Source organism: Actinosynnema sp. NPDC037264, from assembly GCF_055603705.1.
The window spans coordinates 1-13,839 of the sequence record NZ_JBVJVK010000010.1 but is presented as its reverse complement, the minus strand read 5'-3'; the positions used below and the strand labels follow the sequence as shown (position 1 = coordinate 13,839).

Sequence of the window (13,839 nt, the reverse complement as noted above, 5' to 3'; positions counted from 1 at the left end):
AGGCCCGCCGCCGACCACGGTGACAAGGTTCGGTTATTCGAGGAAGAACGCCACGCTCATTCGACTGGCGAGTCCGGGCTCGTCCACGTTCACCCTGACCCTCGCTCGACCACTGGGTTGACGAACGGTGAAGCACATCACGTCGTTGGCATCGTGAATGACGAACCGGCCGGACCTCGTGACGATCTCGCCGTCGAAATACGTGACACCGTCCACGAGGCCCGCCTCGGACCTGAAGATCCCGATCTCGACCGGCCCGTCCACGGACGGCTGCACCGAGAGGTAGACGGAATCCGGACCGGCGCTCACGTACTCGGCGGCCGGATCCCAGAGGTCGTGGAGGAACGCGCTCTCGGGATCTTCGATCATGATGAGCCCGTGGTCGACGAAGAACGTCGCCCGCCCGATGAGCGACTCGTCAGGGCTCGATTGGAAAGTCATAGTTTCCCCGGTTGATCTGCGTCACCACACCGGCCTGCTGCCGGGCGCAGGGCCAGCAGTGCGGGTACCCGGTCTGGAAGGTGTCGAACGGAGCGTCCTCGACCAACCTGGTCGCGCCCTGGTGGTCGGTGATCCAGTTGCCCTGCGGCCGGCCGGGCTGCGCCTTGGTGCCAGGTGTCCTCGCATCACAGGTGTGGCACCCGTGCCGGTCTCCGGCCTCATTCGTCAGATCCTGCACGCCCGGCGCGTCCTTGTCACCACCCGGCAGCGCGACACCCTCCCTGGCGTTCGGCCCCGGACCGAGCGTCAGGTCGCAGAGCCGCGACTCGTCGACGTTGTGCACCAGGAGGGAGATGGGGCCGGCCAGCACGTAGTAGGTGTGGACGTCGTCGACCGTCAGGTCGAAGGTCCGCTGCGCGGTGCTGTGGGCGCGGACGGCGCCGACCCGGGCACGGGCGCCGGTCGCGGTGCGAAGCAGGTCGCCCGCGCGCAGGTCGCCCGCGTCGGTCCAGCGGCCCGGTGCCACGGACCAGAACGGGTGGTTGGCGGTCGTCGTGATCTTGTGCTCCGCCCCGCCACCTTGGACCACGAGGTCGACGTACTCCTTGTCGTGGTCGGTGCGGATCGCACGGGTCACCTGTCGGTTCTCGGTACGTCCGGTGGCGGGGTCGGTGACGCGCACCGCGTCACCCGGCGTGACCGACTCGATCGTCTTGGTCGTGCCGTCGGCCATGAGAACGCGCGTGCCGGCCGTAAAGCTGTGCTTGCGCCGCACCGGGCAGGATTCGGGCGCTTTCTTCTTCGTCGCCGCTTTAGCCTTGGCGGCCAGTGCCTTGGCCCGTTCCGCCGCCTGCGCCGCGGCCTTCTTGGCGGCCGCCTCCGCTGCCGCGCGCGCCTTGGCGGCTTTCTCGGCGGCGGCCTTCGCGGCGGCAGCGGCGGCGGCCTTGGCGGCTTCGGCGGCCTTTTCCGCGCCCTGGATGATGGCGCGGGCCCACTTGATCTCCTGGAAGAAGGTGACCACGGCCTTGCCGGCGCGGAAGATGGCTTCGGCGATCTTCTTGGCCTTGAAGATCTTGCCCCAGGGCAGGGCGCCGATGACCATGGAGACGCAGGCGCCGATGTCGCCCTTGAGGCAGTTGATGATGTCGTTGATCCCCAGGAACTCCATGAGGATCTGGCCGCCCGCCTCCAGGATGACGTCGAGCAGGCTCTTGCTCTGGATCTGCTGCGCCTTGGCGACGTCCTCAGGGCTGGGTCCGGTGGGCTGGGCGGCTCCGGTCTCGGACGGTGAGCCGCTGCCGCCGCCCGCGTCGACCACCGCGCCGGTCGGGTCGGTGTAGGACAGCGGGTTGTTCTCGGCGTAGGCGTAGGCGGAGATGGCCGGCCCTGGTTGGGGCATGGGGTCGGTGCTGGTGAAGCGGCCGGTGTCGGGGTTGTAGTTGCGGGCGCGGAGGTAGTAGTTGCCCTCGCCCGAGGTGGAGTCCTGGTAGGCGCCGGTGTACTTCAGCGGGTTCGCGGGACCGGAGGGATCACCGGGCTTGAGGGTGTCGCCCTCGCGGGGGTTGCCGAACGGGTCGTAGTCGTAGCCCGCCTCGGGGACGCCGTTGGGGCTGAGCATGTTGGCCACGCCGCCGAGCCAGTCGTGCGTGTAGGCGTGCGCGCCGGTGGTGGGGTCGAGCAGGGCCAGTGGCTCGTCGTCGGGGCCGTAGGTGAAGCCGCGGCGCTCCGTGACCGCACCAGCGGCGTTGCTGGTGGTGTCCAGGGCGATCTGGGGCAGCGTGCCGTTGACGTCCCAGCTCCAGCGCTGGGTGGTGGCCGCTTGGCCTTCACCGGACGTGGCGGTCAGGCGCAGGCCGGTGGCGTCGTAGGCGAACGCGGTGGTCCGGCCCCCGGTGGTGGCACTGGCCAGGGTGTTGTCGAGGTGGTAGGCGAACGTGTCCCGACCTGCTTTGGTCTGGTTGCCGTTGAGGTCGTAGTCGAAGTCGGTGACCGTGCTGGGCCAACCGCTCGCCTCGCCGTCGGGGCGGTTGCCGGTGTGCTGCGGCGTGACGATGCGCTTGCGCAACTGGTCGGCGGCGTCGTAGAGGTAACGGGTGGTGTCGCTGCCGGCGGTGCCGGTGCGCTTCTGGGTCAGGCGGTTGCCGACGAGGTCGTAGCTGTAGTCGATGCGCCCGGCGGCCTCGGCGTGCCGGTCGCAGCTGGTGGCGGCGTAGCAGGCGGAGGTGACGCGGTCGGCCGGGTCGTAGGCGTAGGCGACGGCCTCGGACACCCCGCCGCGGGTCGTGGTGACCTTGATCGGGTTGCCCACGGGGTCCAGGTCGAGCCGGTAGGCCGAGATCGGGTCCTGCACGTCGACCGGTGGTCCGGTGCCCGGGGTGCGATCGGTGCCGATGCCGGTCAGCCGGCCGGCGTCGTCGTAGGTTCGCCGCTCCACCAGGCCGGTGCCCTGGGGCAGGGTGGTGCTGGTGCGACGGCCCGCGACGTCGTAGCCGAACCGCCACGTGGCCGCGTCCGGGCCCGCGGCGCCGCCGCTGACGGTCAGCTCGGACAGCCGGCTGTCGGCGTCGTAGCCGCTGGTGACGCGGGTGCCGTCGGGGTAGGCGCGGGCGGTGATGTTGCCGCGCACGTCGTAGTCGTAGTCGAACGTCTCGCTGCGCCCCGCCGCCTCCTCGCGGGTGACGCGAGTGATCTGGTCCTCGTCGTCGTAGGACACCTTGCGCACGCCGAGCGGGTCGCCGTAGCCGGTGACGCGGTCCTTGGCGTCGTAGGCCCACGTGTACTTCGGTCCGCTGTTGCCCAGAGCCCGCTCGGTGCGGCGGCCGACGATGTCGTAGGTGTCGACGATGGTGCGCTTGGCCCGTTCGGCGTCGCTGATCCACTCGTGCTCGCCGCGGGTGAGCGCGGCGACGAGGTTGTTCTCCACGTCGTAGGTGGCCTCGACGCGGCGGCCCAGCGGGTCGGTGGTGCTGGTGGGACGTCCGGCCCGGTCGTAGTCGATGCGCCGGACGTGGTGGTTGGGGTCGCGGATCGCCGCGAGCAGGCCGTCCGCGTGGTAGCTGTAGACGGTGGCGTCGACGTGCGGCGCGTGCGGGTGGAACCGGGCGTCGGGGGCGTGGACGCTCTCGATCTGGTTGTCCTCGCGGTACCGGTAGTGGGTGGTGTGGTCGTTGGCGTCGGTGACCGAGGTGAGCCGGTTGTTGGCGTCGTAGGTCGAGACCGTGGTGTGGTCGAGGGGGTCGACGACCTTGGTGCGGTTGCCCGCCAGGTCGTACTCGAAGTGCGTGGTGAACCGCTCGCGGTCGGCGCCCTCGACGTTGCCGCGCGGTTCGGTGACGCCGGCGAGCAGGCCGTCGTCGGTGTAGGTCCACGTGGTGACGCCGCCGGTGGCGTTCTCCTGGCGGATCTTGTTGCCGGCCTCGTCGTAGGTGGTCTTCGTGGTGTTGCGCCCGGCGTCGGTGTTCGCGGTCTGGCGGCCGTTGCGGTCGTAGCCCATGGTCAGGCTGCGGCCCAGCGCGTCCTTGCTCTCGGTGACCTGGCCGGTGTTGTCGCGCTGGAACTCCGACGGCTTGTTGAACTCGTCCACTGTGGACGTGGTGCGGTCCAGCTCGTCGACCTTGATGTCCTTGTGGACGACCTGACCGCCGGGGTACGGGCGGGAGATGCGCACGAGGTTGTCGTTGGCGTCGTAGCGGTACGTGGTGGTGAAGTCCGCTTCGACCGCGCCGGGCACGTTGCCGCGCGGTGAGATCGTCTGGTGCAGCAGGCCCTTGGCGTTGTACCGGTAGGCGGTGACGATGTCCTGCTCACCGCGCCCCATCTCGATCCGCACCGCGGCTCGACGCCCGGCGTTGGTGTAGGTGATCGAGGTGGTCTTGCGCGGATCGGCGACCTTCGCCAGCCGCCCGTTGGCGAGGTAGTGGTACTCGACCTTCACGTGCTCGGGGTTGACGGTGCTGGTGACCCGGCCGACCTCGTCGTAGTTCGTGCGCCACGAGTGGTGCTTGCCCGGTTCGGACACCTCCACTACGCGGTCCTGCGCGTCGAAGCGGTACTCGGTGGTGAACGCCCGACGGTCGGCGCCCGGCACCGTCCCGCGCGGGTCGGTCGAGGCGATCCGGCGACCGGTGGTGTCGTACTTCGCCTCGGTGCGCCGCCCCTCCGGTGACGTCACGGCCGCGAGCAGCCCGGAGTTGGCTTGGCCGGGCGGGATGTGCTCATAGCGGGTGACCTTGCCGCGCTGGTCGGTCGTGGTGGTCCGCAGGCCACGTTCGTCGTAGGCGTGGTTGATCGAGTGGTTCTCGGCGTCGGTGCTGCGGATCAGCTCGTTGAACTCGTTGTAGGTGTTCTTCCAGACGTTGCCCTTGGCGTCGACGAACTCGATCGGGTTGTTGCGCTCGTCGTACTTCGTCTTCTCGTCGAAGCCCTGCGGTGCGGTGCGCTGAGTCGGGTTGCCGATGGCGTCGTGCTGCGACTCGTGCTGGTTGTGGCTGCCGTTGACGAGCAGGTTGCGGTTGAGCGAGCCGTCGTAGCGGTGGTTGTCGGTGTCACCGGCCCCGCGCCTGGTGTAGAGCAGCACGTTGCCGCGATAGCCGTCGCGGACTATCACACCGTCCGCGTCGGTCGTGGTCGCCTCCTGCTCGTCCGCGTTCCAGGCGAACGCGGTGGCGTTGCCGACGGCGTCGAGCTGCCGCGCCATCCGCCCGGACGCGTCGTACTCGTTGCGCACCAACGTGGTCCGGTGCGGCTGCGGGTCCGTCACGTCGACCAGTCGACCCTCGGCGGAGTAGCCGTAGCGCCACTGGCCGGCGCGGGCGTCCTTGTAGACCGCCAACCTGCCGGCCTCGTCGTACTCGTACTGGACCTTGCGGTGGTCGGGCAGCGTGATCGAGCGGATCAGACCGCCCTCGACCCGCGCGCGCACCACCCGACCGGACGGGTCGGTGACCGTGATCTCCTGCTCGCCGTACGCGAGGGTCACGCCCACGCCGCGCGGCGTGCGGATCGACACCAGGCGACCCTGCGCGTCGAACCCGTACACCTGCTGGCCCACCGTGACCAGTTCCCAGCCGGCGTCGGTCTTGCGCAACGTCGAACGCACACCGGGCGGACGCCGGTAGCCGCCGTCGACCAGCCGGTACAGCACGCTCGCGCCGTCGTCGGCCAGCACGATCGCGCCCTCGTCGGTCTGCGTCACGCGCATGCCGTACGACCACGCCCACCCCGGCCCGAACAGCCCCGGAGCGGTCAACGTCGAGGAGTACACGCGCGTGGAGGAGAACGGGACGCCGAACGACGCCATCACCAGATCGGGCTCGATCCGGGTGAACGCGCCGGTCGCCGTGTTGACGCCGTCACCGCGGAACGCCTGCCGCGCGGCGGTCGTGCTCAACGCCGACCCGCAGCCACAACCGGACGTCTGCTCGACCGGGATCTCCGGTGGCACGACCGTCGTGCGCGGACGCGTGTTCGGCCCCGGCGCGGACACGAGCTCGCCGCCCTCGTCCAGGATGGCCGCCAGCGTGACGAAGTACTCCTTGCCCGGATCGAGAACCCAGCCCTCGCCCGCGCCGAACGTGCGGCAGAACTGGCGCACCGCGCCGCACGGGGTCTGCAACTCCGAGCGCGGCAGCACCGTCGAGGACTGCTCGGCGCCCGTGGCCGCGTCGAACACCCGCGCCCGCCACGACGACCACGCCCGGTCGTCCTCCCGCACGTCGAAGTAGGCGACCAGCGAGGTGTCACCCAGCGCGAACCCCGGTCGCGTCAGGACTCCGGCGAACACCTCCTCGGCGTTGTCCGCGGCGGCCTGGCCCGGCTTGCGCACGCGCCCCCAGTCCTCAGTGGACAGTCGCACGGGCTCACCACCGGCCTTGACGCCCGCGGGCACGACCGGCGGCCACTTCTCGGGCGGCACCGCCTCGTCCGGACGTGCGGACGAAGGCGCCGGCCTGTCGACCGGTCCCGCCCCCGCCGTCACCCCGGGCACCTCGCCCGCCGCCGCACGCGCCCACGTCACCGGTTGCAGCAGGCTCGCCGCCACCAGCAAGGCGCACGCCGAAGCCAACCAGCGAGTCCGGCCCATCCGAATCGTGCCCGGTTCCGTCACCGCTCCCCCACATCCTGAATTCGATCGATACGCGAATCGCGCGCACTGCGAAGCCGGACATGAAGGAACCAGCCGAAACCGACGTGGCACGTCGAATCAGCCGACACATGCCAGGACGCGACCACAGGAAAAAGACCCTGGAGCCACCCGGACGAGCCGTTGTCGCCCACGCCAACGACTACAACGTCAGAGATTCCCAACCGAACAGCATGGACATCCCCCCGGATGTCAGAACGATCACCCCACCGCCGGCACAGCGGTGCGGTGCCATTGAAGCGGAAACCCGGCAACCGGAGACACAGCCGACCGAGTGAATCCACGACGAGCAGTCACCACCACCAGGAATAGGTTGCGAAATCGATGAAGAAGCTCCCGACCTGCCGCAACGGCTCGTTAATCCCCGCGAGCACAGCAGTGATCCGCAGAATTCGGACACCACCCCGCGGGACTCGGTGATCGGCTCCGCTACTCGAACACCCCGTAGCCCGCGACGGCGTGTGCCCGGACGCCGTCCATGTCGAGCTCCACGCCGATGCCGGGGGTGTCGGGAATCGTGATGTAGCCGTCCTTGACGATCGAGCCGCTTCCGTCGGGGGCGTGGACGTAGCTGTCCCACACCGCGCGCTCCTCGAGGGCGTGCCATTCCTGGACGAAGAAGTTGGGGATCGCCGCGCACTGGTGCGACGTGGCCATCGTGCCCAGCGGCGTCGAGACCAGGTGCGGCGCGAAGGGAACGTAGTGGAGCTCCGCCAGGTTGGCGATCTTCTTGGCCTCGGCAAGGCCACCGCACTTCGGCACGTCCGGTTCGATGACGTCCACGGCGCCGCGTTCGAGCAGCTCGCGGAATCCCCACCGCAGGTACAGGTTCTCGCCCGCGCAGATGGGCGTGCGGGTCTGCGCGCGCACCCGCACCAGCGCGTCGACGTTCTCCGCCGGCAGCGGCTCCTCGAGCCACATCAGGTCGAACGGCTCCAGTTCCCACGAGATCCGGCACGCGCTCGGCACGTCGTAGCGGGCGTGCAGGTCGATGGCCAGGTCGACGTCCGGCCCGATCGCCTCCCGCACGGCCGCTACGCGCGCCACCATCGATCGCAGCTCGGCGGCGTTGATCGTGTGGTTGAAGGCGTCGAACTTGGCGGGGTGGTGCAGGTCGTCGACGTCGAACTTGATGGCGGTGAAGCCCTCGGCCACCATCCGCTGGGCCCGGTCGACGCACCCCGCGATCGAACCCGCCGGGTCGTCGCCGTCGCCGCAGTCGGCGTAGAGGCGGATCCGGTCGCGGAACTTCCCGCCGAGCAGCCGGTGGACCGGCTGGCCCGCGGCCTTGCCCGCGAGGTCCCACAGCGCGATCTCGATCCCGGAGAGGGCGATCACGGACACCCCGCCCTGGGCGCCCGCGAAGACCCTGCTGCGCCGCAGCTTCTCCCAGCACCGCTCGACGTTGCGCGGGTCCTCGCCGATCAGGAGGGGCGTCAGGAAGTCGATCATCCCGACGACGGCGCCCGCGCCCGCATCGGGATTGGCCTCGCCGAACCCGCTGAGGCCCTCGTCGGTGTCGATCCGCACCAGCGTGGCCTCACCGTGGTAGGCCACCACCGCCGTCGTGACGTTCACGATCCGCATTTCTCTCCCGCCGCCGGGTAGTGCAGGTGAACGGACTGTCGCGGTGTCCAACTTGTCCTATAAGCTGATGACATGCAAAGGGGACAAGAGTCTCCGGAAGCTGTCAGGGTCCGGACTCTCCCGGTGCAGGTGGCGGCACACCTGACCCGGCGCATCGTCAGCGGCGACCTCGATGACGGCCGGGCCCCGTCGGAGCTCGACATCTCCCGCGAGTTCGGGGTGTCCCGCGTGGTGGCGCGGGAGACGCTCAAGATCCTCGCCTCGCTCGACATCGTCACCGTCTCGCAGGGCCGCCGCGTCGTCGTGCGCCCCGTCGCGGAGTGGGACTACCTGAGCCCGTTGCTGGTCGAGTGGCTGCCCGCGGAGATCGTCGGCGAGCTGCTCCAGGAGCTGCACCAGTTGCGCATGCTGCTCGAGCCCGAACTCGCCGCGATGGCCGCGGCCGGCATCACCGACGGGACGCTGAACCGGCTCAGGGACGGGATCGACCGCATGTCGGCGCTCGAGGCGGACCCCGACGCCTACCTCGAGGTCGACCACGAGTTCCACATGGAGATCTGCCGGGCGGCCGACAACCGGATCCTCGACCGGATCATGTACTCCGCCCGCTGGCTCGGCACGGCCAGCCGACGCATCACCAACGAGGCGCCGGCCGCGCTGCGCAGCGCCACCGCCGACCACACGGAGATCTACGAGGCGCTCGTGGCGCGCGACCCGGCAGGTGCCCGCGCGGCGATGCGCAGGCACCTGAGCAACAACTCCACGCTCCTCGCGGAGAGGGAGCAGCGGACCAAGCGGGCCGCCCCGCCGCGCTAGCGCACTGCACGACCGAGATCCGGAACCGATGACGAGGACGGACGAGGCATGGCAGAACCTGCGATCCCGCCGATCCGGCCGGGGCTGATCGGCGCCGGACCCACGCCGCACCGGCCGGCGGTGCACAGGCTCGCCGATCGGCACGTGGTCATCAGGAGATCGGCCTCGTTCGCCGCGTGAAACGCCCCGCAGCGCGGCGCTCGCCCCGCTGTCCCGCCGGTCGCAACGTCGCCCCGTCGGTACGCGTCCGCCCGACCGGACGCGAGAGGAGTGGTCATGGCAGAGAAAACGGACTTATCGAGGCGCGCGTTCCTCGGGATGAGCGCGCTGGGCGTGCTCGGTCTCGCCGGCTGCGGGAGCGGCCCCACCGCGCCGCAGGTCGACGTCCAAGTCCCCCAAGCCCTGCTCGACCAGGCGGCCGCGCTCCGCGGCGGGTCGGTGGGCATGCTCTCGCAGAAGCTGTACTCGGAGACCGCCAACCAGGCCCTGGACAAGTCGCTGCAGGCCTTCGCGCAGGCCACCGGCACCACGATCCACAACGACCTGGTCTCCGGCGACGCCGGCGACATGGTCGCGAAGATGGACGCCGAGGTGCGAGCGGGCACCAGCCGCGATCTGGCCTTCCTGAGCGACCGGCGGTTCGTCGGCCAGCTCCACAACCTCGGCCACCTCACCGACGTCACCGACGTGGTCGAGGAGATGCGCGCGCTCTACGGTGAGCCCGCGACGGAGGCGACCAACTTCTGCGTGTTCGACGGGCGCTGGTTCGCGATCCCCTACCACTTCATCGCGACCGCGATGTACCTGCGCAAGGACTGGTACGAGGAGAAGGGTCTCCCGCTCAAGCCCCACTACACGTGGGAGGAGCTGCGCGACAACGCGTTGGAGGTCTCCGACCCGGCGAAGCGGCGGTTCGGCTGGGGCCTCACCGTGAACCGCTCCGGCGACGCCAACGGCTTCATCACCAACGTCATCAACTGCTACGGCGGCGCGATCGCGGACAACACCGGCACGAAGGTGGTGTTCAACTCGCCGGAGACCGTCGCCGCCGTCACGTTCATCGGCGACATCTACACGAACCCGAAGTACGCGCCGATGCTGCCACCCGGGATCGGGAGCTGGACCGACTCGAGCAACAACGAGAACTGGCTGGCCCAGATCCTGGGGCTCACGCTCAACCAGTTCAGCGTCTACGCCGACTCGAAGACCAAGAACAACCCGGTCTACGCCAACACGCACCCGTTCAACGGCGCCACCGGGCCGGCGATCGACCGGCCGCTCGCGTTCGGCGAGTCCAACTCGTTCGTCGTGTTCAAGGGTGCGAAGAACCCCGACCTCGCCAAGCTGGTGGCGAAGTTCATGGTCGGCGGGAGCGCGCTGCTCGGTGTCGCGAAGGGGGCACCGTGCCTGGTCAACCCCGCGTGGGACAAGGTGTGGGACTCCGACCCGTACTACACCAGCGGTGACCCGGCCTTCCCCGCGCTGCGGGAGCAGACCCGCGTGCCGCTCCCCCTGACCACCAAGACCGGCTACGCGTTCCCCCAGGCCCCGAGCCCCGGCGAGCAAGCCGCGACCGCCGCCTACCTGCTGACCGACATGATGCAGTCGGTCATCCAGGGCACCCGGCCGGCCGAGGCCGTCGCCTCGACCCACGCCCGGATCGTCCAGGTCTTCGAGCAGCAGGGCTACCCGCAGTGACGGTGCTGCGTCCGCGCCCGGCGCCGGTCCGTCCGGCGCCGGGCGCGTCGTCCTCGCTCACCGCGTCGCAGCGCCTGCTCGGGCGCGACTGGCGCCTCGCCGCGGTGTTCATCGGGCCGACGCTGGTGCTGGTCGCGGGCCTGATCCTGTACCCGATCGCGGGCTCGGTCGTCACCAGCACCACGGAGCGCCACGGTGCGGAGACGGTCTTCGTCGGGCTGGGCAACTACCTCGACCTCATCGACGACGCCGTGTTCCACAAGGGCGTGCTCAACTCGTTCGTCTTCACCGCGTACGCCGAGATCTTCAAGGTGACGCTCGGTCTCATCGCGGCGTTGATGCTGCACCACATGCGCCGCGGCCGGACGATCCTCGCCGGGGTGATCCTGCTGCCGTGGGTGGTGCCGACGGTCGTCACGGCGTTCACCTGGCGGTCCTTGTTCGACCCGATCTTCGGCAGCGTGAACGTCCTGCTCACCGACTCGGGCATCGGGCCCGCCCTCGCCGCGATCGGGCTCGTCGACTCCTGGCCCGCGCAGTGGCTGTCCGATCCCGCGCTCGCGATGCCCGCGGTCATCCTGGTCAACGTCTGGAAGGGCGTCCCGTTCTTCACGGTGACGTTCCTCGCCGGGCTCAAGGCCATCGACGGCGGTCTCTACGAGGCGGCGGTGGTGGACGGCGCGTCGCCGTGGCAGCGCTTCGTGCACATCACGCTGCCGGGACTGCGCAGCATCATGATCGTGACGGTGCTGCTGTCGTCGATCTGGACGTTCAACAACTTCGACCTGATCTGGCTGATGACCCAGGGCGGACCGGGCGACGCCACCGCCCCGTACGTGATGGTGGCCTACTCGAAGGCCATCCAGCAGCTGCAACTGGGTGCAGGCGCCGCGGTCACGCTGGTGATGCTGCCGGTCATCGCCGTCCTCGTGGTGATCCTCGTGCGGATGATGCGACGCGGCGACTCGCCGGGCACGGGCGACCTGGGGCGCAGGCGGCTGACGCCCGCTCAGCGCCGAGCGCTGCCCTGGGTGGTCGTCGGTTTCTCGGTGCTCGTGCTGGTCTGGGCGTCGCCGGGGATCGTGTGGAAGGCCGCGCTGGTGCTGGGCGTGTTCGTGGTGCTCGCGGCCGCCGTCGGACGGGTCGTCTCCGTGCTCACCGCGCGGGGCAACCGGCGGGCCGCGCGCCTGGTCGGCGGCGGCGGCACGGGGATCGCGCTCGTGGGCCTGCTGGGCTTCGTGCTCGTCCCGCTGTACTGGATGACGGTCACGGCCTTCAAGTCCGACGACCAGATCGTCGCGCGCACCGACGACCTCTGGCCGACCCCGTGGAGCACCGAGCAGTTCACCAACCTGTTCACGGGCAGGGCGTTCGGCACCTGGTACGTCAACACGATCCTGGTGTCGGTGGCGTCCACCGTGATCGCCCTGGTCTGCGCGGCGCTGGCCGGCTACGCGCTGGCGCGGCTGAAGTTCCGGGGTTCGGAGAGCTTCACGGTGACGATCCTGCTCACCTACGTGATGCCGGGCGCGCTGCTGTTCATCCCGCTGTACCAGATGATGAGCGGGATCGGGCTCAACGACTCGTTGTGGTCGCTGGTGCTCGCCTACCCCACGTTCACCCTGCCGTTCGCGACGTGGCTGCTCGTCGGCTACTTCAAGTCGATCCCGGCCGACCTCGAGGAGGCCGCGCTGGTCGACGGCTGCACGCGGTTCGGGGCGTTCATCCGGATCGTGCTGCCGCTGGCCAAGCCGGGCCTGCTGGCGGTCGCGCTGTTCACGCTCACCAACGCGTGGAACGAGTTCCTGTTCGCCTTCGTGTTCATCACCAAGGACGACTACAAGACGCTGCCCGTCGGCATGCAGTCGATGATCTTCGGTGACGTCGTGCCGCAGGGGCAGCTGGCCGCGGCGTCACTGCTGATCAGCATCCCGGTGGCGGTCATGTACGCGTTCGGGCAGCGGTTCCTGACCGAGGGCCTCACCGCGGGGGCCGTGAAGGGCTGACGCGCAGGATGACGACGACACCGCACCATCGGCCCCTGGATCGGAGTCAGAAGACCGCACGCTCCTTGCCGATGGATCGCAAGGCTCCTGTCCGTTCGAGGCGCTTCCTGAGCTCCAGCACCTCCGAGTCCGACGGCACGCCATCCCGGTCCGGATCCAGCAGGGACAGGACCAGCCCTCCACCCGAAGTGGTGCGCGACGACGCGCCGACGTCCCCACCTGCCACGAGCTCCGCACGTCCCGAAGACAGGTACTGGGCGTACCCCACGTACACCGTGCCGGGAGGAGCAGGGCGTTGCAGCGACCTCAACCCCGGGTTCCCGACGAACCCCCAATCGGGCTCCCAGCACTCCGCCACGCGGCCGAGCACGTCGACGACCGAACCCCGGAAGCCGGGGTCGGCGCCGGCCCCGGCGGTCCCCAGCCGCAACACCAGCGCATTCGGCCCACCACCAGGGCTGTGGTTACCGACGACCGCTCGGAAGTGGGTTGCGCGAGGGCCGGCGCCCGCGCCCCAGCTGACCAACTGGAACCCGAGCTCCTCGAACACCGCCGCCCCGTCACGGTTCCGGCCCGCCTCGACCAGTTCGACGAAGTCGGCCGAGTCGAGGTCGAGCCGGAGCGGCCGGTCATCCACCACGCCCGGGTCGTCGACGTACCACGTGTCGAACATCGTGGGATTCACCGCGGTCATCCCGCGGAGGAATCGTCGCAGCCGATCGGCGATCTGCTCCGCCGTCTCGCGGCGTGCGCCCCAGTACGCGTAACAGGTCAACGCTTCCGACACAGCGGCTCTACCTCACAGGCCTGTGGAACACTGGAATGTCAAAGTTCGAGTTCGTCGAACGTTCCTTGGAGGGCTTCGGCCACCCTCGGGTCGGACGCGCGCCATTCTAGTGACTTGCCGCGCTGTCACCCGACCTTGGCCCGCGGGCGTCGCGTCGTCGACCAGTGCACAAGGCCCGAGCTGCCGTTCTCGAACCACGGAAGCCATTCCGGATTCTGGTCGAGGCAGGGCCGAGGGCATGATCCACGCAGTTCCGCCGGATCCGCTCTAGTAGTGCTTTGTTAGGTTTGTCGATAGTTGTTGCGGTGTAGCGGTTTCACGGTTTGGTGGCAGGTCGGGCATGCGCCGGTCCAGGTCGCGAG

The 13,839-nt window shown here is 69.6% G+C and carries 8 protein-coding genes; 4 read left to right on the top strand and 4 right to left on the bottom strand.

Annotation, left to right across the window (positions count from 1 at the left end; all coding sequences use genetic code 11):
* Nucleotides 1-33: 33 nt before the first annotated feature.
* From ACZ7GX_RS14515 to ACZ7GX_RS14505, 3 genes are all read right to left on the bottom strand, one after another.
* Nucleotides 34-441, bottom strand: coding sequence for a hypothetical protein (locus ACZ7GX_RS14515; RefSeq protein WP_498776620.1), 408 nt, complete (start codon nucleotides 439-441; stop codon nucleotides 34-36).
* On the bottom strand, nucleotides 419-6,523 hold the full coding sequence (locus ACZ7GX_RS14510; RefSeq protein WP_498776618.1) for an RHS repeat-associated core domain-containing protein: 6,105 nt from the start codon (nucleotides 6,521-6,523) through the stop codon (nucleotides 419-421). The genes ACZ7GX_RS14515 and ACZ7GX_RS14510 overlap by 23 nt, the downstream gene beginning before the upstream one ends.
* 489 nt (nucleotides 6,524-7,012) lie before the next feature.
* Entirely contained in the window at nucleotides 7,013-8,170 is a 1,158-nt protein-coding gene (locus ACZ7GX_RS14505; RefSeq protein WP_498776616.1) for a mandelate racemase/muconate lactonizing enzyme family protein, read from the bottom strand.
* Nucleotides 8,171-8,293: 123 nt separating this feature from the next.
* Between ACZ7GX_RS14505 and ACZ7GX_RS14500 the strand changes: the two genes are divergently transcribed.
* The 4 genes from ACZ7GX_RS14500 to ACZ7GX_RS14485 all read left to right on the top strand — a co-directional run bounded on the left by ACZ7GX_RS14500 (nucleotide 8,294) and on the right by ACZ7GX_RS14485 (nucleotide 12,690).
* Nucleotides 8,294-8,986 (top strand): FadR/GntR family transcriptional regulator, encoded by a 693-nt coding sequence (locus ACZ7GX_RS14500; RefSeq protein WP_498776614.1) that lies wholly within the window; start codon nucleotides 8,294-8,296, stop codon nucleotides 8,984-8,986.
* Between the two features lie 48 nt (nucleotides 8,987-9,034).
* Nucleotides 9,035-9,166, top strand: coding sequence for a hypothetical protein (locus ACZ7GX_RS14495; protein WP_498776612.1), 132 nt, complete (start codon nucleotides 9,035-9,037; stop codon nucleotides 9,164-9,166).
* Between the two features lie 96 nt (nucleotides 9,167-9,262).
* A complete protein-coding gene (locus ACZ7GX_RS14490) occupies nucleotides 9,263-10,684 on the top strand; it encodes an ABC transporter substrate-binding protein (protein ID WP_498776610.1) in 1,422 nt (473 codons plus the stop codon).
* 2 nt (nucleotides 10,685-10,686) lie between these two features.
* Entirely contained in the window at nucleotides 10,687-12,690 is a 2,004-nt protein-coding gene (locus ACZ7GX_RS14485) for an ABC transporter permease (RefSeq protein WP_498776608.1), read from the top strand.
* 46 nt (nucleotides 12,691-12,736) lie between these two features.
* On the opposite strand, the gene ACZ7GX_RS14480 is transcribed toward ACZ7GX_RS14485, so the two are convergent.
* Nucleotides 12,737-13,477: an Imm52 family immunity protein gene (locus ACZ7GX_RS14480; RefSeq protein ID WP_498776606.1), complete on the bottom strand. Its 741-nt coding sequence runs from the start codon at nucleotides 13,475-13,477 to the stop codon at nucleotides 12,737-12,739.
* Nucleotides 13,478-13,839: the final 362 nt, after the last annotated feature.